Below are 26,790 nucleotides of genomic sequence, written 5' to 3'. Positions count from 1 at the left end.
TGGTTAACAAGCGAGAACCATAAGGGAAAGTAATCAGGACTTTTTCAGGAGGTCAAGACCCAGTTCCGCCCGCATTTTTTGGGTCAGTTTCTGGGCAATGATGTTGTGGGCGGTTCTGATATAGTCTTTTACGTCTTGCTCACTCATGGCGTCGGGGTCGGCGATCTGCACCCATTTTGCCCGGGCGAGGTAGGGGGCCGGGGTGATGCCAGGCAGTTCGCACAGAACCTGGTAACTGAGGTCAGAGCATTTGAAACTTATTTTTTGCGTCTCGCCTACGCCCCAATGTGAACATATGGCAAAAATCTTGCCTCCAACCTTCCAGACCGAAGCATTGCCCCACTGGATGACATTGGTGGTCGATGTCAGGTTCCGACAATAATCATCAAATTCTTCCCGGCTCATCATAACGCCTGATTCCTTAATTTGCGACGGACAAGGGCTTGTCAAGCGAGATACCCGCTTTATTTTTTGCATCCCGAACCATCTTCTTAACGTCTTCGCGTAAGGCATAGGCATCATAAACGATACCGTCTTTGATGGTCCAGCGGACACCGCCGACCCGCTCTACCTTGCCGGTACTATCGTTGAGTTTGATGGCGCCGGTGCCATACAGTACTTTAAGATTGTGAACCGGGTTTTCATCTACAATCACGATATCGGCTTTCTTGCCCACTTGCAGGGTGCCGATTTCATCATCTTTCTTGATGATCTGTGCCCCGATCTGTGTTGCGGCCCGGATGACTTCAAGCGGATGAAAGCCCGCTTCCTGCATCAGTTCCATTTCCTGGATATAGCCAAAGCCATAGAGGCTGTAAATATAGCCGGTGTCACTGCCGAGCCCCACCTTACCGCCGCGGTTTTTATATTCATTAATGAACTGCATCCACAGTTTGTAATTGTTCTTCCACTCGATTTCGTCCTGGGTCGTCCAGTAAAACCAGAATGCGCCGTGAGATTCACGGTTGGGGCGGTAAAATTCCCATAGATTCGGCATCGTATATTCATCATGCCACACGGCGCGGCTCATGCGCATCAGATCGCGGCTGGCGAGATAGATGGTGAATGTAGGATCAAGAGCAAAATCCCGCGCGAGCAGGGTGTCCATAACCTCATTCCATTTTTTGCTGCCTGGTTTGGCGGCCTGTTTCCAAAGACGCCCTGCCTGACTGAAACGATCTTGCTCATTATTATAGATATAATCGGTAGGGTAATTCTGGATGACTTTATCTTCAAAAAGTGCCTCGGGCAGGCCGTACCAATGTTCCATACTGCCCAGTCCGTGTGCGGAGGTGGTCAGTACATTGGCGTGTGTGACATCAAGCTGTGCGTGGTGCATGGTTGTCATCAGACCTTGTTTCTTGGCCTCATCCAGAGCCGCCCAGAGGATTTCTTCAGGAGCGCCAAAAAATTTTATGCCATCCGCGCCATTCTTCTTGATTTCCTGAACCCGTTTACGGGCGGCTTCGGGGGAAGTCACCCCGTAAAACATAGGGAAGGCGACAATACGCGGTGCGGTAATTTCATTCATGGCGCTGCGACGTTTAAAGCCAACAACCCGTTTGTCGCCACCGGAGCCGAGGCTACGAATAGTGGTAATGCCGTGACCGAGCTGAAGCTTGAATATATACTCGGGGGAGACGCCCTGTTCGCTGTCAAGGGAGTGAATATGGGAATGAAGGTCAATAAAACCGGGCATGATATATTTGCCCTGCACGTCAATTTCGCGGTCACCGGGCTGGGGTCTGTTTTTGGGATCAATGGCGACACCAGGGGTGCCCACATTTCTGATTTCGGCAATCCTGTCCTTTTCGACCACGATATCCACGGGCCCAAAAGGAGGTGCCCCGGTGCCGTCAATCACATAACCGCCGCGCAGGATAAGACGCTTATATTGGCCGTCCCCCTCGGCCCGGTCGGGGACTTCCCGCTTCTCTGCAGCAGCCGCAGATGCCATCAGAGCGGTACTCAAGGCTGTCGCGAGGGAGAATTTTACCAAAGATTTGAAATTAAGCATATGAAGTCCCCTTATTTAAGCTTTTGACTATAAAAGATTACGACCTTTTTTTATTATATTCTTACCATATTTACGACGAATGTCATCCATTAAGCGCTCGGTCTTGATTTCCTTGGCGCGTCCGCCCTCAATCAGGTCAGGTTGATCCGCCTGTTCGGTGCCGCATAGCCCCGCCATGCCAATACCGATCAGACGATAGCATTGGCCGTTGCATTCCGGTTCCAGTAATCGCGCCCCGACTTTATACAGGGTTTCGGCCATCTGGGTCGGGCTGTCCAGGGTGCTGGAACGGGTTATCTGGCGAAATGATGATGTTTTCAGTTTCAGAGTCACCGTCATTCCGGCATAGTTTTTTTCTTTCAACCGTCCGGAAACTTTTTCACACAATTTCCACAGCAGGGATTTTAGTGCCGCATAATCTGATAAATCCTCCTGTAGGGTGATTTCATTGGAAATGCTTTTGGTCGGACGCTGACTTTTGACGAAACGGCTGTCTTCCCCCCGAGAGAAATGATACAATCTGTCTCCCATCACACCGTATTTGGTGATCAGATACTTCAGATCGAGATGTTGTAATTGGCCGATCTGACTGATGCCGTCGCTTTTCATTTTTTTCTGCATCACCTTGCCAACTCCCCAGATTTTCGCGATCGACATCGGTGCAAGTAGAGCAGGGGCTTCGGCTTTGCCAATCAGTGAAAAGCCCCTGGGTTTGTTGAGATCGGAGGCCAGTTTTGCAAGAAATTTATTATAGCTCAGGCCTACCGATACGGTAATTCCGATATCCTGTTCAATGCGCGCCACCGCGAGGGCAATGATCTTGGCTGGAATATCACCATGAAGTTTTTCGGTACCGGTCAGGTCGATAAATGCTTCATCCAGTGACAAGGGTTCAATGCTGGGGGACATTTGGTCAAAAATTTGCCGGATCTGTTGGCTCGCGGTTCTATATTTTGCCATATCGCCGGAAATAAAGACGGCATGAGGGCAAAGTTTCTTTGCCTGATAAACCGGCATAGCGGAATGCACGCCGTAAGTTCGGGCGATATAACAACAGGTCGAGACAACTCCGCGTTTGCCGCCCCCGATGATCACCGGCTTTGACAATAATTCCGGATTGTCTCGTTTTTCAACGCTGGCGTAAAAAGCATCGCAGTCAATATGGCAAAGGCTGAGCTGATGAAGTTCCCGGTGGGCAAGAATGCGCGGGCTTCCGCAGTTCGGGCATAGGAAATCCGCCGTCATGGCGTCATCATGAAGTGCAATATCATTCAGGCAGTCACGGCAAAATGCAGACATCATGTGGTATTTCAGGTTAGCAGTGTTTCCCGGATCACGCGTTCGATCTCGGCCCAGTCTTCGCATCTATGATGACAGTCTTTGGCTTTTGTTTCAATACTGTGGAGATGCCGGTTGGCGATAAACTGGATACGCTGAACCTGAGGCGTTATTTTTGCCACGGATGTGTGATGATGGGCAATATCATCGATGAAAAACAAAGGTTGATCGGTCATGCGCGACAGCATGTCCAGAGCCGGGCCCTTTGGACCGCTGCTGGATATCATCGGGTAGGGCAGCCCTTTTCGGCTGAACAATTCGCGTCTGCGGTCGGCAAAGTCATGAGGGATATTAGTCAGAATGACGATATTACACAGTTCTGACAGGCGGTTCAAATGATGGACAGCGCCATCGACAAGGGGTTGTTTCTCGACATATTTTTCAAAATAATCATCGATAAGCTGGCCAAAAAGAGTGCTGGACACCGGTTCATCCGTGGCCCGGTATTTAATATTTCCCTCAAGAGCATAACTGACAAAATTGACATACATATCCTGGCTCGCCAGATATTCGGAAAGAATATCAGCGAAATGAAGAATCACCTCATCGGCGTCGGTAACAATGACCGGGCGACGAGGATTAAGAGACAGAGACTTTAATTGCTCCAGGGCATGCTTCATATTTTTTACTCAAGAATGGGGCACATGGGCCGGATTATGTCGTATAGGGTATATCTTCGCCACCAGGCAGACAACGTCTGGCTTTGATCAGATGGTCCGGCGCAATATTCTCGGCATCACAAAGCGCGACTAGTCTTTTTTCATCTTGCAGGAAATAATCTATAATGCTGCCTAATGTGGCGGGATTAGCGGCGGAATTTTTAAGATCCTCGGGCGCAATACCTGATAAACGCAAATATGCAATCAGGATATCTTCGTGGGTCGCCATATAGGTCAAGGCCTGCAGGGCTATGATTTCAGCTTGTTCTTTGTTCATATCTTAATCGCTAATGCCTCTTTCTTGTGAAGGTATTTTATACACAAGGTTCCTCTTGTTAACAGCTTTTTCATATACTCAGGTTAAATTTGTAGCAAAGTAATGTCTAACAGGATAAAAGAGTTACTGTGATGAACGGGGAATTCGCACAGGCAATAGCCAGGAAGAAAATATGCGGAAGAAAATATTAGTAGTAGAAGACAACGAATTGAATATGAAGTTGTTTTGCGACCTTTTGAATGCGCACGGTTATGATACCGTCCAAACCCAAGAAGGCATGAAGGCGCTGGCATTGGCCCGGGAGGAGAAACCGGATCTTATCCTCATGGATATTCAGTTGCCGGAAGTGTCCGGACTTGAAGTCACCAAATGGATCAAGGAAGACGAAGATCTACGGAGCATACCCATTATTGCCGTAACGGCGTTTGCCATGAAGGGGGATGAAGAAAAAATTCGCGCCGGCGGATGCGAGGCTTACATTGCCAAACCCATATCAGTGGGCCAATTTATCGAAACCGTTAAAAAGTTTGCAGGTTAGAGATCTGGTATGACAGCACGCGTACTCGTTGTTGATGATGTTATTCAAAATGTAAAACTCCTGGAAGCCAAGCTCACCAGCGAATATTTCGATGTGCTGACGGCCATGAATGGCGAAGATGCGCTTGCGATCATAGAACAAGAAAACCCTGATATTGTCCTGCTGGATGTGATGATGCCGGGGATGGACGGATTCGAAGTATGTCGCCGTATTCGGGCAAATGTAAAATCTGCTCATATCCCCGTTATTATGGTGACCGCTCTGGACCAGCCAAAGGACCGGGTTGCCGGACTGGAAGCGGGTGCCGATGACTTTCTTACCAAACCTGTACTTGATTTGCCACTCTTCGCCCGCGTGCGTTCACTGGTACGCCTGAAAGTCTTGATGGACGAACTCCGCATGCGCGAAGCAACCGGGCAGGATCTGGGCATTAAAATAGGCCCGGACCTCAGCCGGAATATCAGCCTGTCCAACGCCAAGGTGCTGTTGGTGGAAGATTATATTCGGGTGGCGGGACGTATTCAGAGTTATTTGGAAGATATCGCCACTGTTACGGTGGACAATGTTGAAAGCGGTGAAATTACCACCCCCAGTCTTGAAAAATTTGATCTTATCATCATCAGTCTTAGTCTTTCGGAAATTGACGGCCTACGGCTCTGTTCGCATTTGCGGTCGGCTGAGGCAACGCGGCAAATTCCGATTCTGGTGCTTGTCGATGAAGGCGATACGCAACAGCTCGTGCGGGCCATGGAACTGGGTGTAACCGATTATATCGCCCGGCCTATCGATCGCAATGAACTGGTGGCCCGTTCAAAGGCGCAAATTCGCCAGAAAAGATATGCCAACCGCTTGCGGCGCAATATGCAGAAATCCATTGAAATGGCAATGACAGATGCGGTAACCGGTTTGTACAACCGTCACTTTTTATCGTCTCATCTGGACAATATGATGTCCAAGGAAAATGACAAACGCAAAAAAGTGTCACTGTTGATGATGGATCTGGACAAGTTCAAGATCGTCAATGACACATACGGTCATGCGTCCGGTGATGAGGTCCTGCATGAATTTGCCCGTCGGATCAGCAATGACATCCGCAATATTGATCTAGCCGCCCGATTTGGCGGGGAAGAGTTTGTTGTGGTGATGCCTGAAACCAACCTGGAATATGCTCATTTTGTCGCGGAACGTTTGCGCCGTTCCATCGCCGATGAGCCGTTTGAAATTTCCGGCTCTGAAACCCCGATTGACATCACGGTCAGTATTGGCCTGGCCATATCGGGCGATAACAATACCTCAAGCAGCAAGCTTCTGGTGGCGGCAGATCAGGCGCTGTACAAGGCCAAGGAAAATGGCCGTAATCAGGTTTGTAGCCAGGACTAAACAGAGGCTGGCCTCTTTAAACAATCCATAAAAAAAACGGTCTGTATCTTGTGACACAGACCGTTTTTTGTATGAGATAAGAACGAAAATTATTTAATTTTATGTTCTTTAAATTCGACATGCTTGCGCACAACTGGATCGTACTTGCGGAAAGTCATTTTTTCCGTAATGTTACGTGGGTTTTTCTTGGTTACATAGTAATAACCAGTACCAGCCGTGCTGACGAGTTTAATTTTTACAACTGTAGGTTTCGCCATGTGCTTGGCTCCAATTCTTAAATTCCAAAATACGTGAAGGGAAAATACAGTTTATCCCGCCCAAGTCAAGTAAAAGACACGAAAAACGGACAGAAAAGATACAATCTTCTATCTTTTCCGACGCGGACGATTTGAACGCCCCTCGCGGCCTTGTGTCCGGCCCCGTGTTTTGGCTTTGTTCGGTTTGCCTTTGGCCAGTAAATCCGGATCAATAAGCTGACAAAGCAGGCCACCGGTGACGCCATTGGCCTCTTTCAGGAGCACGGTGATAGAATCGCCCAACTGGTAAACAATTCCCGTGTATTCCCCTTCCAGAAGATGCAGTTCCGCATCATGGCGGAAGTAATCGCCGACCATTGAGGACACGGGAATAAACCCGTCTCCGCCTGATTCCGAAAACGTGACGAACAAACCGGCGCGACTGACCCCGGCAATGGTGGCGGTAAACTCTTCCCCGACATGTTGGGACATATAGGCGGCAACAAAACGATCTGTACATTCCCGTTCCGCGACCATCGAAATACGTTCGGTTTTACTGATATGTGCGGCCGTTTCGCTGAGCTTCTCCCGATCAAGCTTGTCGAGTCCGTCGTTCCCGAGCTTTAGAGCGCCAATTAGGGCCCTGTGGACCATTAAGTCGGCATAGCGGCGTATGGGGGAGGTGAAATGGGCATAGCGCGCCAGAGACAGGCCAAAATGCCCCAGATTATCGGTGCTGTATACCGCCTGGGACTGGGTGCGCAGGATAATGATGTTAATCACATCCCGTTGCGGTGTATCTTCGACTTTGCGCAGGATATTATTGAACAGTTTCGGACGCTGAACCATGCCCTTGGCAAAATTGTAGCCCAGACTGCCGAGGAATTCGCGCAGGTTATTGAGCTTTTCCTCGCTTGGCTGTTCATGAACCCGGTAAATACAGGGCCAGCCTTTCAGTTCGAGTTCTTCTGCGGCGGCCACATTGGCCTGGATCATGAATTCTTCCACCAGTTTATGGGCGTCAAGAGCTTTACGGGGGTGAATGCCTGTGACATTACCGGCCTCATCCAACAAGATCTTGCGTTCCGGCATCACCAGATTGAGCGGCTCCCGATACTCCCGGCCTTTTTGCATGCAGGCAAAAGCACCGTAGAGCGGTTCAATAACGCTGTCCATCAGGGGACGGGCCTTTTGGCTCACCTTGCCGTCATGGGCATTTTGAAATTCTTCATAAGACAGTCCGGCGGCGGATCGCATCAGACCGCGGACGTATTTATGGCGGATTTTCTTCCCGCGTTGATCAAACCATATATGCACAGCCAGCGTATAACGATCTTCGCCTTCCTGCAACGAACACAGTCCGTTGGACAGAGCTTCCGGCAGCATGGGAACGACCCGGTCGGGAAAATATGTCGAATTTCCGCGTTTCCAGGCGTCACTTTCCAGTGATGACCCCGGTGTGACATAGTGGGCCACATCGGCAATGGCGACAATGATGTGCCAGCCATCTTTGTTTTTGGGGTCGGGATCACGTTCGGCCCAGATGGCATCATCATGATCGCGGGCATCTGCCGGATCGACTGTAATCAGGGGGATATCACGCAGGTCTGTGCGATTGCCGAGGACAGGAGGGACAGAGCGTTGGGCTTCCTCAATTGTCTGGTCGGCAAATTCCGTCAGGATACCATGGGTGTGAATCGCGATCAGGCTGATGGAGCGTGGATCATCCAGCGTCCCCAGACATTCCATTACAACAGCGCGTTTGGGGCCCATATGACGTCGGGTGCTTTTCTTTTCGCGCACATCGACCAAAACCAGTTCACCGTCGCGGGCCTTGCCCCAATCCTTACGCGCAATCAGATATTGATTGCGATCTTTCTTGTCGGTGGGCTGGACCATGGCGACATTGTCATCCTGGGCACGGAAAATACCCATTACCAGACTGGAAGTGCGTTCCAGCTTACGGATCACACGCGCGACATAGCTGAGTTCTTTCACATCGCGGTTCTGGGTCAGGCGGACCAAAGCCTGATCGCCCCGGGCCAGATTGCCGCGTTTGTCATCTGCGAAAATGGTCACCAGTGGCGGCGGCGTATCTTCCGGTTGACCTTTGAGGGGCCAGTTGGTTGGCCGTGCTGTCAGGTCGCCCATCTTGTCAATGCCCGTGACCTCGACAACGCAGACCGGCGGTAGTTCACCGCTCACATGGATTTGCCCCTTGTGCCCCTTATCGAGTTGTCCGGCTTCGGTCATTTCCCGAAGCAGTTTTTTCAGTTTGATCCGCTGATCGCCGCGAATATGAAAGGCGCGTGCAATATCCCGTTTGGAAATCTTACTGGGATTTTCCCGAACATAGGCCAGGACGTCATCCTGGGTGGGGAAGGGAATATCCTTTTTAGGGGCCATAATTAATTGTCAGCCTTCGCGGTTTTTTTCTTGGTTGCCGGTTTCTTGGCGGGGGCCTTTTTGGCAGCTGCCTTCTTCGCCGGCGCCTTTTTCTTGGCCGGTGCTTTTTTGGCGGCTGGTTTTTTCTTGCCTTTAGAGGCCTTTGCCTTGATCAGTTCAAGCGCTTCTTCCAGTGTCACCGATTGCGGATCTTTGTCCTTCGGAATTGTGGCGTTTACGCGCTTGTATTTGACATAGGGGCCATAACGGCCATCATAGACATTGATCGGCTCGTCGTCTTCGGGATGCTTGCCCAGTTCCTTGATCGGCGTGGCGGCGGCGCCTTTTTTGCGCTTGGCTTCCGCGACCAGCTCTACGGCATGGTTCAGACCGAGGTTAAAGACATCTTCCGGGTCTTTCAGGCTGGCGAAAACACCGGCGTGTGACACATACGGCCCAAAACGGCCAATGGCGGTTTTGATGACTTTACCGTCTTCCGGGTGTAACCCCACAGTACGGGGCAGGGACAGAAGTTTCAGGGCCTTTTCCAGATCGACGGAGGCCGCATCCATGCCCTTGGGAATTGATCCGCGTTTGGGTTTTTCGGTTTTGTCAGCCGGTTCACCCAATTGAACATAAGGACCAAAGCGTCCGGCGCGCACGGTAACTTCCATACCAGTTTCGGGATCCGTCCCGACCACGCGGTTGCCGTCTTCCTCGTCACCGTCGCCATTGTTCATTTTCCGGGTATAATTACATTCCGGGTAATGCGAACAGCCGATAAAGGCGCCGTAACGACTGGTCTTCAGGCTGAGAATGCCATCATCACATTTTGGGCAGGCGCGGGGGTTTGAACCATCTTCCTTTTCCGGGAAAATAAAGGGCGCCAGGAACTGGTTAAGGCGTTCCAACACGTCTGAAACGCGCAATTCCTTCGTGCCTTCAACGGCGGTATGAAATTCACGCCAGAAGTCCGCCAGAACTTTTTTCCATGGGATATCGCCATTAGAAACCTTGTCGAGCAGTTCTTCCATATTGGCGGTGAAGTCAAATTCAACATATTTGCTGAAATAATTCTGCAGGAAAGCGGTGACCAGACGGCCCTTGTCTTCGGGCACAAAACGGTTTTTGTCCATCACCACATAATTACGATCCCGCAGCACAGTGAGCACGGACGCATAAGTCGACGGGCGGCCAATGCCGAGTTCTTCCATCTTCTTGACCAGAGAGGCCTCGGTAAAGCGGGGCGGCGGAGCCGTGAAATGTTGCGTCGGGATAATTTTTTCCTGGGAGACTTTTTCGCCCTGGGTCAGTTTGGGCAGACGCTTATCGTTTTCATCGTTATCAGCGTCATCCTTGCCTTCCTGATAGAGTTTCAGGAAGCCGTCAAAAATCTGTACGGAGCCGTTGGCACGCAGGCCGACTTTCCCGTCTTCAGACAGAATGTCGGCAGTGGTGCGTTCGAATTTGGCTTCCGCCATCTGGCTGGCGACCGTACGTTTCCAAATCAATTCATACAGGCGGCGTTGATCTTCATCGAGCCGGTCCGCAACTGTTTTTGGCAAGCGGGCCATGTCGGTAGGACGTACCGCCTCATGGGCCTCCTGGGCATTCTTGGCTTTGGATTTATACACCCGCAGCGCAGATGGCACATAATTGCCGCCATATTCGGCCGCAATAACATCGCGGCAGCCGTCAACAGCTTCTTTGGCGATGGTAACGCCATCGGTACGCATATAGGTGATCAGACCAACCGTTTCGCCGCCAATATCGATCCCTTCATAGAGCTTCTGGGCACAGCGCATGGTGCGCTGAGCATTAAACCCGAGTTTTCGCGAGGCTTCTTGTTGCAGGGTCGATGTGGTAAAGGGCGGGGCCGGAAATCTCTTGGCCGGTTTGCTTTCCACCGTTGAAATGGTGAAGTTGGATCCTTTGACCGCCTGTTCCGCCGCTGCCGCTTCTTTCTCGGTGGTCAGGGTAAATTTTTTCAGCTTTTCACCGTTCAGCAGGGCGAGTTGGGCGGTGAAGGTTTCCTTGGCCTGATTGGCGAGATCAACATCCACAGTCCAGTATTCTTCTGAGTTGAACTGCTCAATTTCCAGTTCACGGTCACAGATCAGCCGCAGGGACACCGATTGTACCCGGCCGGCGGAGCGGGAACCGGGCAGCTTGCGCCACAGAACAGGCGACAGATTAAAGCCCACGAGATAATCGAGCGCCCGTCGGGCGAGATAGGCATCAACCAGAGGCGAGTCAATATCACGGGGATGTTCCATGGCCTGTAGAATGGCGCTTTTGGTAATCTCATTGAAAACCACCCGTTTGACTTTGACGTCTTTCATCACGCCACGCTTGGCTTTCAAGAGTTCGAGCACATGCCAGGAAATGGCTTCCCCTTCGCGGTCGGGGTCGGTGGCGAGGATCAGTTCGTCAGACTCCTTGGTCGCATCGGCAATATCCTTGATGCGTTTTTTGCTGTCGCTGTCGACTTCCCAGATCATGGCAAAATCTTCGTCCGGATCTACAGAGCCATTTTTCGACGGCAAATCGCGAACATGGCCAAAGCTTGCCAAGACCTTATAGTCCTTGCCAAGGTATTTATTAATTGTCTTGGCTTTCGCCGGTGATTCTACAACAACAGTTTTCATGTGCGTTTTCGCTGATCTCTGATTTATACAAATTAAGGGCTTTTAACGTGTTGTGGCGGAAAAAGCTACCCTGTTTCCGGGATAACGATCAATTTCTCCCGCCAGTTCCAGTTCTAAAAGCACCGTTTGCACCACTGCGGGGGGAAAATCGCATAGGCGGATCAATTCATCAATCGCCGTTGGTGTGACACTCAGTTTGTCACGGATTATCGGACGGGCCTCATCAATTGCCCTGCCCTTGATACTTGCCGCCAAGGGGGTTTCCTCTGTAAAGATATCCAATGTGGGTTCTGAAATTTTACGATCCGCATTCATGCGCAGGACATCCAGGATATCTTCCACATCCTCGACCAGATTAGCCCCCTGACGCAGTAGACTGTTGGGACCTTTTGCACGGGGATCAAGGGGCGAACCGGGTACTGCGAAAACCTCACGACCTTGTTCGAGCGCGAGGCGGGCGGTAATTAATGTGCCTGACCTTTGGGTGGCCTCTATCACCAGTACGCCGGCGGCCAGGCCTGAAATAATGCGGTTGCGGGGTGGAAAATGTCGGGCCTGAGGCTGGGTGCCAAGGGGCATCTCCGACAGAACAAGTCCCCGGTTTGCGATATCCTCATAAAGTGCGGTATTTTCCCGGGGGTAGATGACATCGACGCCGCCGGCGAGAACGGCAATGGTGCCGCTGTCAAGGGCCCCCAAATGAGCAGCGGCATCAATCCCCCGCGCCATGCCGGAAGAGACCACATAACCGGCAGCGCCCATTTTTCGTGCTAATGAACCCGCGAGCTTAGTGCCTATGGCCGAACAGTTGCGGGCGCCGACGATTGCGAAGGCTTTCTGGTCGAGAAGATGGGGATGTCCCCGGCCCATCAAAACAGGCGGGGCATCTTCAATCGCCATCAGCGGTCTGGAATAAAGAGTATCGCCATATATAATGAGATGCCCGTCAATCTGGTGCAGGTGATCAATTTCTTGTTGGATGATATCCTGTCGCGCGGCGATCAGGGGTTTCTTTCGACCGCCTTTTCGGGCGAGACCGGGAAGAGCGTCAAGGGCTTCGGCTGCGGAGCCATAGCGCGCAATCAGATGACGAAAGGTGACCGGGCCAACATTCTCGGTCCGGATCAGGCGCAGACGGGCAAGCTTCTCTGCATCGGAAAGATCCTTTTGGTGTGCTTTGTCGGACATATGTTTCCCCAAAGGTTATGTCCCTAACCGCAACTACTCTAAAGAGACGGAGATTACTTTTTTCCGATCTTGGGTTCAGTACCGGCTAAAAGTCGTTTTATGTTTTCAGCGTGTCGTATAAAGATCATACTACACAATATGCACGCAAAAATAGCAAGCGAAGAATTATGCAAAAGGAAATAGCTGTAAAACGGTGACAAGGCGGCCGCAATCAGAGCTGACAAGGAAGAAATACGAAACAGAACGGCTGACAATGCCCAGGTCAGGCAGCAGGCCAGTCCCAACGGCCAGTTGATCGCCAGCAGGGTGCCGAGAAAAGTTGCAACCCCTTTGCCGCCTTTAAACTTGAGATAAAGCGGATAAAGATGTCCGAAAAACGCGCCTCCGCCGGCGCAATAAAGCAGGAGAGGGTCTTTCGGAAAGATAAGATAGGCCAGGAGAACCGCCAGAGCGCCTTTTCCACTATCAAGCAGCAGGGTGGCGAGCGCCAGACCTTTGTTTCCCGTGCGCAAAACGTTTGTCGCGCCGATATTTCCCGATCCGATTTTACGCAGATCCCCCTGTCCGGCGAGCCGTGTCAGGATTATTCCGAAGGGCAGGGAGCCCAGAAGATATCCGCCAACGAGACTGGACAGGAAATAGCTGAGCGGCAGCTCGTTGATTAAAACATTCATACAGAATACTCAAATACGGTTTTGCCGCTGACAATGGTCCTCAGGACCCGGCCCTGGATTGGGCGCCCGTCGAAAGGGGTGTTTTTGGTCAGAGATACCATTTTTTCCGGGTCAACGCGGTTTGGGGTATCAAGATCGAATAGACAAAGATCCGCAGGCGCGCCTTCCTTGAGGGCTCCGGTTTCTAACCCCATCAGGCGTGCGGGATTACAGGTCATCTTCGCCAGAATGTCCAGCAGGGGCAAACTGCCGTTATGATAAAGTTCGAGTGAAACCGGCAACATGGTTTCCAGGCCAACTACCCCGGCCTCGGCTTCCTGGAAAGGGACGCGTTTGCTTTCCGGATCTTCAGGATCATGGCCACTGACAATGACATCAATGGTGCCATCCTTGAGAGCATTAAGAACCGCAACCCGGTCTTCCTCGGATCGAAGCGGCGGCGATAGTTTGGTGAAGGTGCGGTATTCCTCAATGGCATATTCATTGAGCGAGAAATGCGGCACCGCAACACCGGCGGTTACCGGTAATTTATCGCGTTTTGCCGCCGCAACCACTTCAATGCTGTCCTGGCAGGTGATTTGGGCCGCATGATAACGGCACGGGTTGGACCGCAACAGGCGGATGTCCCGCTCCAGCATGATGGTCTCGGCCGCCGTGGGAATGCCCGGCAAACCAAGCCGTGTGGCGAGAGCTCCGGCATTCATACAGCCGCTTTCAGAGAGTTCCGGCACCGCCAGATGCTGAATGATCAGAGCATCGAACATGGAGGCATATTTAAGAACCCGTGTCATCAGGGCGGGGTTGGCAACGCTTTTGTTTCCGTCGGTAAAGGCCTTGATCCCGTTTTTGCTCATCAGACCGATTTCGGTCATCTGCTTACCGGACAATTGTTTGGTAATTGCCGGGAAAGGGATAAAATTGACTTTGGCTTTTGTTGTGCGGCTGGCGAGAAACTCGACCCGACCAAGATCATCAATAATCGGGTCGGTGACGGGCTGGACGCAAACGGTAGTTACACCGCCAGCGGCGGCGGATTCGCCGGTATTTTCAATCGTGTCGCGATAATCTGCGCCGGGAATGCCGACAAAAACCCGCATATCGATCAATCCGGGACAGAGACATTTTCCCGCACAGTCAACGACTTTGGCATCTTTCGGGGCATCAATTTGTCCGCCCACCCGAGCGATTGAATTGCCCTCAATCAAGATATCTCCTGGCTGATCCAGGCCGCTTTCCGGGTCTAGAAGACGGGCGTTTTTATAGAGAGTAAAGTCGCTCATCGGCCCATCTCCTGTTCGCGTTTTTGCTGGGTCAGCAGATCAAGGCAAGCCATACGCACCGCAACTCCCATTTCAACCTGTTCCTGAATAGCGCTGCGGGTCAGATCATCGGCGACAGCCGCGTCAATTTCCACGCCGCGGTTCATAGGACCGGGATGCATAATCAAGGCATCCTCTTTCGCCACGGACAATTTGTCATAGTCGAGGCCATAGAGGGTGAAATATTCACTGATCGACGGGAAATATCCGCCCTGCATGCGTTCGGTCTGCAGGCGCAACATCATGACAATGTCACAGTCTCTCAGGCCTTCTCTCATATCATGATAGATTTCCACCCCGAGCGAGGCCAGACTGGCCGGCACCAGGGTCGAGGGACCAATGACCCGAACCCGGGCCCCCATAATATTCAGCAAATGAATGTTGGAGCGCGCGACCCGGCTGTGCAGGACATCGCCACATATGGCCACCGTAAGGCGGGCCAGTTTTCCCTTGCGTCGCCGGATGGTCTGGGCATCAAGCAAAGCCTGAGTCGGATGCTCATGAGTGCCGTCACCGGCATTGAGTACAGCGCAATTGACTTTCCGGGACAAAAGTTTTACCGCTCCCGAACTGCCATGCCGGACCACCAGCAGATCCGGCTGAAGCGCATTCAGGGTCGAGGCCGTATCAAGAAGGGTTTCACCTTTTTTGATTGATGACCCTGCCACAGACATGTTGATGACATCAGCACCGAGACGTTTCCCGGCAAGTTCAAATGACATACGAGTCCGGGTGGAATTTTCAAAAAACAGATTGATCTGGGTCAGGCCCGTCAGAATGTCAGTTTTCTTATTGGTTTTCCGGTTCTGTTCCGCATATCTGTCAGCCCGGTTGAGAATACAGGTGATATCCTGTTCCTTGAGCCCTTCAATGCCGAGAAGATGTTGGTGGGGAAAGCTCAAATTTGCCGTGTTGTCGGCTGGAGACATGCTTCAGTCCTTAATGTTTATCCCATGGGTTACTGAAGAGATATTTTATAGGAACATATGGTCTTATACGCAAGTCAATTTCACGAACCTGAGGATACTATCCTTTTCAGGCGGACTTAGGTGCAAAAAGAGTAAAAAAAAGCCCCGCCCACAAGGGCAGGGCGGAGAGTATACTAAGGAAACTAGATTTGCTCACCTTCGTGTTGGGCTGAATAACGCAGATTTTGACAGCATTCCTCTACTTCCTGCTGTTGCTTTTGGGTCAGTTGCTGCAGTTGCTGCATTTGATTTTGTTGCAGCTGCCTTAACTCCTGGGCTTGTTGTTGTTGAACCTGTAACAGTTCCTGACGTTGAGCCTGCTGCAACTGAAAGGCTTCCTGGTTTTGCTGAAGCTGAACTCTGCTCAGCTCCTGCCGCCGCAATTCAGGTGTCTGAATATGGCTCATACGTTGAGCAGATTGCTTTCTTTCAGGCATGGTAATGTCTCCTTGGTTTCAGGGTCAGTTAAAAATGCCATATAAACTCACGGACAAGCGAGTTCATTTACTTGAAAAAAACATATCTTACTATGGGGGAAAGCGTACTGTATATAATGGCCCGCGAGCCTACACCGCACAAAGGTAATTGTATCTCAGGACAAAGAATTATACAATGGGTGCCAGTGTTTTTTTGTCGAATATCAGCTCAAATTGTGAATTATTTTTTCCGCAGGCTTTTGTCTAGGCGGAAGAACCTCGTAAAGGAGCAAAAGATGACTTATTGTCTTGGAATTCGCGTAAAAGAAGGCTTGGTCTGTCTGGCTGACGGGCGCCTTACCAGCGGGATGCAAGCCCATAATGCCGGTAAGGTCAGTTTACATCAGATTGGGCCCCATAAAATATGTATCATGACCTCTGGATTGCGTTCGATTCGCGACAAAACCCTCGCCTATTTCGATGATGCCTGCCGGAAGGATGGCAAGGTTGTGCAGCCTATGCTGCGCAATGTTCTACATTATTATACAGAAGCCTTGCGGCAGGTGGCAACTGAAGATTGGGACGCCTTGCAACGGTCGCATCTACGGTTTGATTTGCATGCCCTTATTGGTGGTCAACTGGATGAAGACGAAGCCCCTTGCATGTATCTGGTTTATCCGGAAGGCAACTGGGTTGAAATGAATGAACGGGCCAGTTATATGTCCATCGGGGCAACATCCTATGGGAAAACGTTTCTCGATCGGACCCTGGATTATGATACCCCGTTGCGGATGGTGATCAAGATTGCCTATCTCGCCTTTGACTCGACACGGGTCAGTACGGTTGATGTGGGGTATCCCCTGGACCTGCTCACTTATGCCAGTGACCGTAAATGGCGTCATGAACTTTATGCTTATGACGATCTGGCGCCATTGTATGAGTGGTGGAACTCGCATCTGGTGGAACTGCTGGGGAAACTGCCGGATGGGTGCCGGTTCAAGAACCTGCTGCCGTAAACAGGGTCACCGGGAATAGGACATTTTGTCCAGAGCGCCCTGAAGAATATATGCGGCGGCCATTTTGTCGACCACTTCCTTGCGGCGTTTGCGGCTGGCATCCGCGTCCAGCAAGGTGCGGGTAACAGCGACAGTGGACAGCCGTTCATCCCAGAGAACAACCGGGATGTCTATCTTGCCGGCCATATTTTCAGCGAACTGGCGGGTTGATTGGCAGCGTGGACCTTCCGTGCCGTCCATATTCAAGGGTAAGCCGAGAACCAGACCACCCACATTCTGTTCTGAGATAATGGTCAGCAATCGCTCTGCATCCTTGGTAAATTTGGTGCGGCGGATAATCTCCATGGGGGTGGCGATATTGCACATGATATCTGACAGGGCAACACCGATGGTTTTGCTGCCGAGATCGAGCCCCAGAAGCCGTTGCCCCGTGGTGATGGTGTTCTTGATTTGATCCAGTTCAATTATCATGCAGGTGTTATAGCGAAACCTTTGGTAAAAACCCATAAAAAACGCTTTAAAATATTTTACTTGAAGTTTGGGGCAAAAAGGACGAGCATGTGCCCAATTCCAAGGGGAGCTTTGTATGAAGCTGAGACCCCACCGGTAAGCGTCATGATGATATATATGCATTATAGTTTACAAGTGGAGGACCCTTTGAACCTGATCCGGGTTATTCTGGCGGAGGGATGGAATATGATTAGATTTCCCCCACATGAATCCGGATTACCGCAGTCTCTGCGTTGTGCAATGCTGCGCGATAAAACACTGATTTATTAGGATGGACGTCATGAATATTGAAAGCAAGCCGGAAAAAATGGAGGTCAGCACAGGACCTTTGCCTGCGTCACGCAAAGTGTATGTTTCAGGTACAGAGTTTCCTGACATTAAAGTTCCCATGCGGGAAATTGACCTGCACCCTTCGGCAAATGAAAAACCGGTTCGGGTTTATGACACTTCTGGTCCTTATACAGATCCCCAGGCCAAAATTGACATGTATAAAGGTCTTGAACGCAAACGTACGGCCTGGATTAAAGCCCGGGGTGATGTGGAAGAATATGAGGGTCGTGAAATCAAGGCCGAAGACAATGGCAACGCTTCCGGTAAATATCTGGCGGAAGAGTTTCCGGTCAAACACCGTCCGCTGCGCGCCAAAGCTGGTCAAAATGTAACCCAGATGGAATATGCCCGTCGGGGGATCATTACTCCGGAAATGGAATTTATTGCCATCCGGGAAAATATGTCCCGGGCGGAACTGGGGGAAGATTACAAACGCGATGAATATGCCGAAGATTTTGGCGCCAATATCCCTGATGAAATCACCCCTGAATTTGTGCGTCAGGAAGTCGCCGAAGGCCGCGCCATTATTCCCGCCAACATCAACCACCCGGAAGCGGAACCGATGATTATCGGGCGCAATTTCCTGGTCAAGATCAATGCCAACATCGGCAACAGCGCCGTGGCGTCTTCGGTCGGGGAAGAAGTTGAAAAGATGGTTTGGGCCACCCGCTGGGGGGCGGATAACGTGATGGACCTTTCCACCGGACGTAACATCCATAATACCCGTGAGTGGATCATCCGTAATTCCGCCGTGCCGATTGGCACCGTGCCCATCTACCAGGCATTGGAAAAAGTCAACGGCGTCGCCGAAGACCTGACATGGGAAGTGTTCCGCGATACGCTGATCGAACAGGCCGAGCAGGGGGTTGATTATTTCACCATCCATGCCGGTGTATTGTTGCGTTATGTCCCGATGACAGCCAAACGCGTCACCGGCATCGTCAGCCGCGGCGGGTCGATCATGGCGAAATGGTGCCTGTTCCACCACAAGGAAAGTTTCCTTTATACCCATTTCGAAGAAATTTGCGAGATTATGAAGGCCTATGATGTGTCCTTCTCTCTCGGGGACGGCTTACGTCCGGGGTCTATTGCAGACGCCAATGATGAGGCACAGTTCGGCGAGCTTGAAACACTCGGGGAGCTGACCAAGATTGCCTGGAAACATAATGTTCAGGTGATGATTGAAGGTCCTGGTCATGTGTCCATGAACAAGATCAAGATCAATATGGACAAACAGTTGAAGGAATGCCACGAAGCGCCGTTCTATACGCTTGGGCCTCTCACCACCGATATCGCGCCGGGATATGATCATATCACCAGTGGTATTGGGGCAGCGATGATTGGCTGGTTCGGCTGCGCCATGCTGTGTTATGTGACCCCGAAGGAACATCTGGGCCTACCAGACAGGGAAGATGTGAAAGTGGGAGTCATTACTTACAAGATTGCGGCCCATGCCGCGGACCTTGCCAAAGGCCATCCGGGCGCACAACTGCGCGATGACGCCCTCAGTCGGGCGCGTTTCGATTTCCGCTGGGAAGACCAGTTTAATCTGGCACTGGACCCTGAAAAGGCCCGTGAATTTCACGATCAGACTATGCCGAAGGAAGCCCATAAAGTGGCGCATTTCTGTTCCATGTGCGGGCCGAAATTCTGTTCCATGAAAATCTCGCAGGAAGTGCGCCAGTTTGCCGACAATGGCATGGCGGAGATGGCCGAGAAATTCAAGGAAACCGGCGCAGAACTCTACCAGACGGTTGATGCCAACAAGAAAGCCAACGATAGTCTGTAAGGCGAGAGCTGAACGCATTAGAGAACATCAAGGCCCGGGACTAAAATACCGGGCCTTTTTTTGTATTTAGAATTTCCCGGCAAGCTGGATATTAAAATATCCGCCGCGTCTTAAGCTGCGAAATTCCCCTCCGTCAAAATTTCCGAGGCGGTCTGGGGCGAAAAACTCTCGGTTATACTGCATGGTGCGACCAAAGGCATTGTAATATTTTGCAGTTAACGTCATGCCCAAGACGTCTTTATGTTCAACATATGCAAAGTAAGTTGGACCAAAAGGTCCCTTATTTACGCGGTCTTTACGGTATCCGGGCAGTTCTGTATTGTCCCAGTAATTCAATCCCCAGGCCCAGTTTGTATCCTGGATATCCTGCCGGAAAGTGATTTCAATCTGCCATTGCTCCTGCCAGTCGAAATGACGGAAAATCCCTGTAAAAGGATCCTTGATCTCGCTGTCCTGGTACGTTCCGGCAAAATCCAGTTTGCCACCGTTGACGCCCAAACTGTCCAGCATCCATGTAGACGTAAGGGTAATGCCTTTGTTTTTGGCGCCGTCAACATTACCTATTCCCTGTCCTCCTCCAGCGAGAGGCACTAACATGTTGTAATCTTCAAATGTTTCGTAATAGACGGTGAGTGTCGTTACATTTTTGGGGCTAAATCTATGTTCCGCGGTCATTTCAAAACGCCAGAGCTGTTCCGGAACCAGTTCCGTATTGCCGCTGTCGGTCTGGCCCTGTGAGATATCCCGTCTGCTGGCAAAGTCAAAGAAGTTCAGTTGGCCGACTTTGCGATCGATGCGACCCCGGAACTGTGTTTCGGCAGTGGCATCGAAGGTCAGGGCGGCAAAACCCTTGGGGCGAACATAGGAGCGAGTATTGTTATTATTACCCGACACGGATAATTCTGAATATTCAACGGCAACCGATGTCTGGAAACGTAATTTTTTTCCTAAAGGCAGGACATATAGCAGGCTGCTTTCTGCGCGACGCTCTTCAACACGGGTGTTGCTGCCGGAAAGAAGAACGTCTTCAAAACCGCTGCCGGTGTCTTCCTGAAAGGTTGCAGTTGTATCAAGTGTATTAAAAGCCCCCTCAATAGCCCATTCCAGAACATGGCCAGTTGTTGGCTCTGTCGTATAAAGGGTACGCAAAATGGTTTCCGATTCAATCGGCTGGCGCCTGCTGTTATAGCGGAAAAAACTCCCGTCTTCAGCGGTATCGTCATAATGGGTGAAGAAACGGCTGTCTTCCCGACGGCGCAGCCCAATGAATTTCAAAGAGCCGCCCGCGAAATCCGTTGTATAGTCGCCGCCAATCTCATACGTATACTCATCTTCACCGGACCGGGTTTCTATCATACGCAATAAATTACTGGTCACCATGCCTTGGGCCATAAACTGGTCAGATGTTTCATGAAAATTATGTTTGAAATAAAAGGCCTGTAAGCTTAGGTTAGCGACGTCTCCATTATCGCCATTCCATCCCAGATTAATATTCAGTTTCGGTGTTCTGTTATGGACATTGCGTTGTTCTGCACGGATCTGGGTCAGGTTGAAGTCGGCATCCCTGACATTCTCCTTGCCGGATTCTTCGTGTTTCCAGACATCAAGGCTTAAATCAACATTGTAGCTGAAATTATCTATATTCCCGCCGATGGATAGCCGGGCTTCCGGGCGCACCATACCTTCTTCATGAAAATAGACGCCGGCCAAATAAGACCCGGACAGGCTGCTTTCGCTATCCGTAATCACATTGGCGATCAACCCTGACTGGCCGGACAACTCAGAAGATCCTTCGCGTAGAACTTCAATACGGACGACAGTTTCCGCTGCAATACGTTTGAGCAATTCTTCCGGTTTGTTTGATTTCGTACTGGGACGTTTGCCATTGATAAGCAAATTTCCTTGGCCCTGACCGAACCCGCGGTCGCCGCTTTCCTCAATTAGATTGAAGCCGGGCAGCTGATTGACCATATCGGCAGCTGTTAACGGATTGTATTGTTGAAAATAGGTGGGCGCGTAAGAGACCCGGTCTGACATTTCAAAAGGTGTATCGCTGTTGCTGATGTCATCCGCCCATGCAGAAGAAGGTGCACATAGAAAAGGGGAGACGCTCATTAGCAAGATATAACGCAGTGGGGGTATAATAGGGATTGAGGCGCCTGAACAGACGCGCGACGCGGCTTTGCTAAATACCATAACTCTAACTTCCGAAGATTTTTTTATATTTTGATTATTTGTTATATTTTTGTACCAAAACAGATAGCGCGGTCAGGGGAGGTGATGCAACCCTTGTCTGATAAACGGTATTAATTTTGCGACCAAATTATGTTCCGGCAGGATAAGTAGCAAAGAATGATTAAAAGGATACTGTGACGGGAAGAAGGGAGAGTTTATTCCAACAGGATTTTCATAACAATCACGGGGGCAAGGACACTGCCTTCTGCGACCTTACCTTGTTGATCATATGCGCCCCATTGGCTGGTGGCGACATAATGGAAAATGTTGCCATGAAGAACTCCCAATGTTGGTTCCCGCCACACGGGCAGGTTCTTTTGCAGGACCTGTAGTTTTTTGATATGGCCCTCGCTCAGGTCAAGTTTTATAACACGATAAGGTGTGAAACCATTTTGAATCGCCACAAGGTTTCCATCCCCACAATAGAGTCCATCAATACCTCCTATATTGACCGTCTTGTCATGGGAAATCTTCGCGAGATTCCCTGTGTTCATGTCCAAAGAAAAAATTCCGGCATGATAATCAGCGACATATAACTGCGCGCCGTCGGTACATATCCCTTGAAGGTTTATAAATCGATCAGAAGTATGGAAAGGGAGCAACTGTCCAGACTCTCTATCCAGTTTATAAATAACCGGATTGTAACTGTCCGTGGCATAGATATCTCCTTCGGGGGAAATTACCAGGTCGCCCAACAGAGCTGGCGCCTCAGACGCGATGAAATAGCTGTTAATCAGGCGTCCTGTGTCCAGGTCGAACTGAAACAAGCCGGCTTTATCAGAATTACCTTTATTGATTCCGATATGTTGCTCTATATCGTTGCTCGCGGCCCAGAGATGCCGACGAACAGAATCTATTTTAAGTCCAAACACACCTAACAAACCATTTTCAACAGTTGGCTCTGCAAATGTGGTCACATTACCATCAGGCGACACTTTCAGGATTTTTCCACGACGCACGGAGCCGATGTACAGAGTTTTGTTCCGTGCATGAATCGCAATAGATTCGGGCAATAGCCCCGTCTCGCTGACAGAAGATGCAATATCAGTTTTCCCGTCAGCAGAGTTATTTTCGACGAGTTTTTTGGTAACTCTTTTAAATTCAGGAGACCCATGAAGTGCTTTAAAGTCTTTTCCGGACACGTCAATATACCCACCTTGTCCGATCACGAGATCAATGTGGTGGAAGGCTTTCTCAATCTGGCCGGAAAGACTATAGCCTCTGATCATATTCTTTTTTGCAGCAAGCTGGTAGGGGCGGATCTGTTCAATCTTCTTCATTTTGGTGATAAACTGCGGATAGTCTTTCTGGTTATAGGCCGTCCCGGCCTCGCGCCATAAATCGCCAATAGACTGGGCAAAGGCGCCGCTGAGTGACAGCCAAAAGGACAATAAAAAAATCGAAATACGCATAAGACAAGATCCCTGTTTTGGTCGGGTTAAATTATTGGGGGCCAAAAAAAGTCCTTAAAAGATCATCAAACAGGGGACGCCAGTTTTTCCAGTTGTGGCCTTGTCTGGTTTCCTTGTATGTCACATCATAACCTTTGGCGACGAGAGTACGTTTAAACCGCCGTCCCGCCGCTGTATTGTCGTTAAGCGTGCCCACAGACATAAATATCTTAAGTGGCCTTTTTTCCTCTTCTTTATATAACGTCGTCATCAGCCCAACATGTTTGTCATTGGCCGGTGACTGCATGGCGATACCTTCAAATATGGGATATGCCATTAAACCGAAACATGCCGCATTTATTCCGCCAAATGAAACCCCCATTATGACTCTCTCTGTACGATCAGGCTGGGTGGGGTACTGTGCATCAATTTCCGGAACCAGTTCCTTGGTATAGAATTCGACATATTCTTTTTTGCAAAAAAATTCCCGGTTCCGCCTTATCTCGGACAGGTCATCAGGATTCCGGTTATCAATAAAGATGGCAATCACGGGGCCAATGGCGCCCGCCGCGATTTCCCGGTCAAGCACTTCGTTAAATTTTCCCTGGATCAGATACCATTGTCCATCGGTAATATAGATTGTCGGTAATTTGTGAGAAGGCGTCATGCCATCTGGAAGGTACACCCTATACTGAAGATCATATCCCAGATTTTTGCTGGAGATGCGAATGTTATCTGTCAGGCTGCTTTTTGCGAAACCTGACGGTACGGTCAGACAGGAGATTAAAAGATAGCTCATTAAAGCACGCAAAAACATTCAGCATTTCTCCTCCTTTTGGGTATTCTATAGTATGGTAACCTAATATAATATGTATAGTGCGGTCATGCTTTTTCACTAAATCAAAATAATATTCTTTTATTGCTGATTAAATCGAATATTATTCTGATAATTATTTTTTATCAGAATAATTAAGTAGTGTTTATGTAGGAAAAGGTTGCGTCGGGTTTGCTTTTACCTATACTGCGCCCGCATAACAGTAATCCCGGGAACATTTTGTCCGGATTGTGAAGGATATATGATGAGCAAAGAGATTAAAAAAGTCGTTCTCGCCTACTCTGGCGGCCTGGATACCTCCATTATTTTGAAATGGCTTCAGGATACCTACAATTGCGAAGTGGTCACTTTCACTGCCGATCTGGGGCAGGGCGAGGAGCTGGAACCGGCGCGTAAAAAAGCAGAGATGTTTGGGGTCAAGGAAATTTTCATCGAAGATTTGCGCGAAGATTTTGTCCGCGATTATGTTTTCCCTATGTTCCGGGCCAATGCGCTTTATGAAGGGGTTTACCTTCTTGGTACGGCCATCGCCCGTCCTTTGATTGCCAAACGCCAGATTGAAATTGCCCATGCCGTAGGCGCCGACGCCGTCTGTCACGGGGCGACTGGCAAGGGCAACGATCAGGTACGCTTTGAACTCGGTTATTATGGCCTTGATCCGGAAATTACTGTGATCGCGCCATGGCGAGAATGGGATCTGAACAGTCGTACGAAGCTGATTGATTATGCCGAGAAACATCAAATTCCGGTCGCGAAAGACAAACGCGGCGAGTCGCCTTTCTCCGTAGACGCCAACCTCCTGCATACCTCCAGTGAAGGCAAATTGCTGGAAGATCCATGGGAAGAAAGCCCGGAATATGTTTATAACCGCATTGTTTCTCCGGAAGAGGCACCGGATAAGGCGACCTATATTGAAGTCGAGTTTGAAAAAGGTGATGCGGTCGCGATTGACGGCGTAAAAATGTCTCCGGCCACATTGCTTACAAAGCTCAATGAGCTCGGCGGAGCCAATGGCATCGGCCGTCTTGATCTGTTGGAAAACCGCTTCGTCGGGATGAAATCACGCGGTATTTATGAAACACCGGGTGGCACAATTCTTCTGACGGCTCATCGGGGCATTGAAAGCACCACACTGGATCGGGGAGCCATGCATCTGAAAGACGAACTGATGCCGAAATATGCCGAACTGATTTATAACGGCTTCTGGTTCTCGCCAGAGCGGGAGATGCTGCAGGCCCTGATCGATAAGTCTCAGGAAAATGTCTGTGGTACTGTGCGTCTGAAACTCTATAAAGGCGGCGTGCATCTGGTTGGGCGTAAATCTCCAGAATCGCTTTATTCCATGGAACATGTCACCTTTGAAGAAGATGAAGTATACGACCAGCGGGATGCGGAAGGCTTTATCAAACTGAATGCCTTGCGGTTACGGTTGTTGAACCAGCGTGGCAAGTCGAAAATCAGTCCTTCCTACGAATAAGCCGGAAGAGCTGTAAATGTAAAAATGGCAGAGGCTTTTAAACCTCTGCCATTTTTTTAGGTAATATTTATGCCTTTCGGGATAGTCTTTGACGGCGGACGGCCGCAATACCTAACAACCCAAGACCAAGCAGCGCAACAGGCGCTGGTTCCGGAACTTCAACGGTGATAAAGGCTGGTCCACCAAACGAGGGCTGGCTGGCGGAAAAAATAGCTTCAAAATCCGTTCTGTCTGACAAAGACGTCAGTTGTCCGCCAATAGCGAAGCGCTGATCCAGAGAAGCAAGTGCCGCATTCATATTATCTACGGCGCTGCTGGACAGGGCCATGGTGAATTCATCCATAATATGAACGGTAAAACCGTTTGGAAAGACGGTTGCGCCTGGCTTCTTAATAACCCGTGTTCCATAAACATCGCCATCCCCAAGGTCGCTATATAAGGCGAGGCCACCGGCCTGGTCATAAGGATCGGCACCTCCCGTAAAATTCTCGGAGATCAGGTCATCTATATCACCTTCAAAAGAGCTTAACTGAAAGGTTTCTGTCGGGTCTATACTGTCATACTTTCCTTCAATATCACGGAAGGTAATTTTAACATTTCTAACATTTCCGGGCAGGCCGGCAATGCTGGAAAGATCAAAGGCGAAGTAGTCGCGGAACACTGATCCAAATGCAGGGTTACGACCCGCTGTAGTATTACTCCACGCATAGTGGAAACCCAATACGCTATCATACCAGCCTGTGCTGAATGCATCAATCTGAACGACTGCCGCTGATGCAGATGACATCATTGCTGTTATGGCAGCAAAGCTGCTTACTAAAAACTTTTTCATTATCCAATCCTATGTTTATTGTTACTTATACGCATGCAATAACTTGTACATACATCAACTGCATATGCATGTAGTGTGCCAAAGTTATAAAAGGGGAGTATCTTGCCTGCTTATATTAATTTAGGGTGATTCTTCCGGCAAGTAAGCGCTGTAAAAGTGTAAAGTTTTCCGACACTTTGTCAGAATATTTTACACTTATTAATCGACATCTCATATGATAATAATCCGCAAAGCAATCCAATTTTTAATTTAACTTTGCATATATTTCAACATGTAAATTATTGATATTTAATAATTATATCTTGTTGAAATAAATATAACCCTTAAAGTTA

General features: G+C 49.8%; 23 protein-coding genes and 1 riboswitch. Of the genes, 5 read left to right on the top strand and 18 right to left on the bottom strand.

Going from position 1 to position 26,790, the window contains the following annotated elements; all coding sequences use genetic code 11:
• Nucleotides 1–33: 33 nt before the first annotated feature.
• From FIV45_RS08665 to FIV45_RS08645, 5 genes are read right to left on the bottom strand one after another with little or no spacing between them, the layout of a single operon-like run.
• Nucleotides 34–405, bottom strand: coding sequence for an MmcQ/YjbR family DNA-binding protein (locus tag FIV45_RS08665; RefSeq protein ID WP_099475001.1), 372 nt, complete (start codon nt 403–405; stop codon nt 34–36).
• Between the two features lie 16 nt (nt 406–421).
• Complete coding sequence (locus FIV45_RS08660; protein ID WP_204602326.1) at nt 422–2,017, bottom strand: amidohydrolase family protein; 1,596 nt, start codon at nt 2,015–2,017, stop codon at nt 422–424.
• 27 nt (nt 2,018–2,044) lie between these two features.
• Nucleotides 2,045–3,319 carry a DNA polymerase IV gene (locus FIV45_RS08655; RefSeq protein WP_204602324.1) on the bottom strand — a complete coding sequence of 425 codons (1,275 nt, stop codon included), beginning with the start codon at nt 3,317–3,319 and terminating at the stop codon, nt 2,045–2,047.
• A gap of 8 nt (nt 3,320–3,327) precedes the next feature.
• Nucleotides 3,328–3,975, bottom strand: a complete 648-nt coding sequence (locus FIV45_RS08650; protein WP_099474645.1) for a hypothetical protein — start codon at nt 3,973–3,975, stop codon at nt 3,328–3,330.
• Between the two features lie 34 nt (nt 3,976–4,009).
• Nucleotides 4,010–4,291 (bottom strand): DUF3572 domain-containing protein, encoded by a 282-nt coding sequence (locus FIV45_RS08645; protein WP_099474643.1) that lies wholly within the window; start codon nt 4,289–4,291, stop codon nt 4,010–4,012.
• Between the two features lie 172 nt (nt 4,292–4,463).
• On the opposite strand from FIV45_RS08645, the gene FIV45_RS08640 reads away from it, so the two are divergent.
• Together FIV45_RS08640 and FIV45_RS08635 are read left to right on the top strand one after the other, a co-directional pair.
• Nucleotides 4,464–4,829, top strand: coding sequence for a response regulator (locus FIV45_RS08640; protein ID WP_099474641.1), 366 nt, complete (start codon nt 4,464–4,466; stop codon nt 4,827–4,829).
• A 9-nt stretch (nt 4,830–4,838) separates the two neighbouring features.
• A complete protein-coding gene (locus FIV45_RS08635; RefSeq protein ID WP_099474638.1) occupies nt 4,839–6,209 on the top strand; it encodes a PleD family two-component system response regulator in 1,371 nt (456 codons plus the stop codon).
• Between the two features lie 89 nt (nt 6,210–6,298).
• Here the strand turns inward: FIV45_RS08635 and rpmG are convergent, their stop codons facing one another.
• The 8 genes from rpmG to FIV45_RS08595 all read right to left on the bottom strand — a co-directional run bounded on the left by rpmG (nt 6,299) and on the right by FIV45_RS08595 (nt 16,064).
• Complete coding sequence (gene rpmG, locus FIV45_RS08630) at nt 6,299–6,466, bottom strand: 50S ribosomal protein L33 (protein WP_099474636.1); 168 nt, start codon at nt 6,464–6,466, stop codon at nt 6,299–6,301.
• Between the two features lie 108 nt (nt 6,467–6,574).
• A complete protein-coding gene (gene rnr / locus FIV45_RS08625) occupies nt 6,575–8,851 on the bottom strand; it encodes a ribonuclease R (RefSeq protein ID WP_099474634.1) in 2,277 nt (758 codons plus the stop codon).
• Between the two features lie 2 nt (nt 8,852–8,853).
• Nucleotides 8,854–11,478, bottom strand: coding sequence for a type I DNA topoisomerase (gene topA / locus FIV45_RS08620; RefSeq protein WP_099474632.1), 2,625 nt, complete (start codon nt 11,476–11,478; stop codon nt 8,854–8,856).
• A gap of 42 nt (nt 11,479–11,520) precedes the next feature.
• On the bottom strand, nt 11,521–12,666 hold the full coding sequence (gene dprA / locus FIV45_RS08615) for a DNA-processing protein DprA (protein ID WP_099474630.1): 1,146 nt from the start codon (nt 12,664–12,666) through the stop codon (nt 11,521–11,523).
• Between the two features lie 53 nt (nt 12,667–12,719).
• Entirely contained in the window at nt 12,720–13,340 is a 621-nt protein-coding gene (gene plsY / locus FIV45_RS08610; protein ID WP_099474628.1) for a glycerol-3-phosphate 1-O-acyltransferase PlsY, read from the bottom strand.
• Nucleotides 13,337–14,620 (bottom strand): dihydroorotase, encoded by a 1,284-nt coding sequence (gene pyrC, locus FIV45_RS08605; RefSeq protein WP_099474625.1) that lies wholly within the window; start codon nt 14,618–14,620, stop codon nt 13,337–13,339. The genes plsY and pyrC overlap by 4 nt, the downstream gene beginning before the upstream one ends.
• Nucleotides 14,617–15,588, bottom strand: a complete 972-nt coding sequence (locus tag FIV45_RS08600) for an aspartate carbamoyltransferase catalytic subunit (protein WP_099474623.1) — start codon at nt 15,586–15,588, stop codon at nt 14,617–14,619. The genes pyrC and FIV45_RS08600 overlap by 4 nt, the downstream gene beginning before the upstream one ends.
• Nucleotides 15,589–15,770: 182 nt before the next feature.
• Nucleotides 15,771–16,064 (bottom strand): hypothetical protein, encoded by a 294-nt coding sequence (locus FIV45_RS08595; protein WP_099474621.1) that lies wholly within the window; start codon nt 16,062–16,064, stop codon nt 15,771–15,773.
• 275 nt (nt 16,065–16,339) lie between these two features.
• On the opposite strand from FIV45_RS08595, the gene FIV45_RS08590 reads away from it, so the two are divergent.
• Nucleotides 16,340–17,059, top strand: coding sequence for an Ntn hydrolase family protein (locus tag FIV45_RS08590; protein WP_099474619.1), 720 nt, complete (start codon nt 16,340–16,342; stop codon nt 17,057–17,059).
• A gap of 6 nt (nt 17,060–17,065) precedes the next feature.
• On the opposite strand, the gene ruvX is transcribed toward FIV45_RS08590, so the two are convergent.
• Nucleotides 17,066–17,530, bottom strand: coding sequence for a Holliday junction resolvase RuvX (ruvX, locus tag FIV45_RS08585; protein WP_099474998.1), 465 nt, complete (start codon nt 17,528–17,530; stop codon nt 17,066–17,068).
• A 92-nt stretch (nt 17,531–17,622) separates the two neighbouring features.
• A riboswitch (TPP riboswitch) is annotated at nt 17,623–17,766 on the top strand.
• An 83-nt stretch (nt 17,767–17,849) separates the two neighbouring features.
• Between ruvX and thiC the strand changes: the two genes are divergently transcribed.
• Nucleotides 17,850–19,688: a phosphomethylpyrimidine synthase ThiC gene (thiC, locus tag FIV45_RS08580; protein WP_133118604.1), complete on the top strand. Its 1,839-nt coding sequence runs from the start codon at nt 17,850–17,852 to the stop codon at nt 19,686–19,688.
• Nucleotides 19,689–19,754: 66 nt separating this feature from the next.
• Here the strand turns inward: thiC and FIV45_RS08575 are convergent, their stop codons facing one another.
• The 3 genes from FIV45_RS08575 to FIV45_RS08565 form a co-directional block, all read right to left on the bottom strand.
• Nucleotides 19,755–21,803 (bottom strand): TonB-dependent receptor plug domain-containing protein, encoded by a 2,049-nt coding sequence (locus tag FIV45_RS08575; protein WP_133118603.1) that lies wholly within the window; start codon nt 21,801–21,803, stop codon nt 19,755–19,757.
• 275 nt (nt 21,804–22,078) lie between these two features.
• Nucleotides 22,079–23,203, bottom strand: a complete 1,125-nt coding sequence (locus FIV45_RS08570; RefSeq protein WP_133118602.1) for an SMP-30/gluconolactonase/LRE family protein — start codon at nt 23,201–23,203, stop codon at nt 22,079–22,081.
• Between the two features lie 163 nt (nt 23,204–23,366).
• Entirely contained in the window at nt 23,367–24,131 is a 765-nt protein-coding gene (locus tag FIV45_RS08565; protein ID WP_099474612.1) for an alpha/beta hydrolase, read from the bottom strand.
• 259 nt (nt 24,132–24,390) lie between these two features.
• On the opposite strand from FIV45_RS08565, the gene FIV45_RS08560 reads away from it, so the two are divergent.
• Nucleotides 24,391–25,626: an argininosuccinate synthase gene (locus FIV45_RS08560; RefSeq protein ID WP_204602322.1), complete on the top strand. Its 1,236-nt coding sequence runs from the start codon at nt 24,391–24,393 to the stop codon at nt 25,624–25,626.
• Nucleotides 25,627–25,693: 67 nt separating this feature from the next.
• On the opposite strand, the gene FIV45_RS08555 is transcribed toward FIV45_RS08560, so the two are convergent.
• Nucleotides 25,694–26,458, bottom strand: a complete 765-nt coding sequence (locus FIV45_RS08555) for a PEP-CTERM sorting domain-containing protein (protein WP_099474608.1) — start codon at nt 26,456–26,458, stop codon at nt 25,694–25,696.
• Nucleotides 26,459–26,790: the final 332 nt, after the last annotated feature.

This window comes from Paremcibacter congregatus, from assembly GCF_006385135.1.
GTDB classification, from domain to species: Bacteria; Pseudomonadota; Alphaproteobacteria; order Sphingomonadales; family Emcibacteraceae; genus Paremcibacter; species Paremcibacter congregatus.
This window is presented reverse-complemented; position numbering and strand designations above follow the sequence as displayed.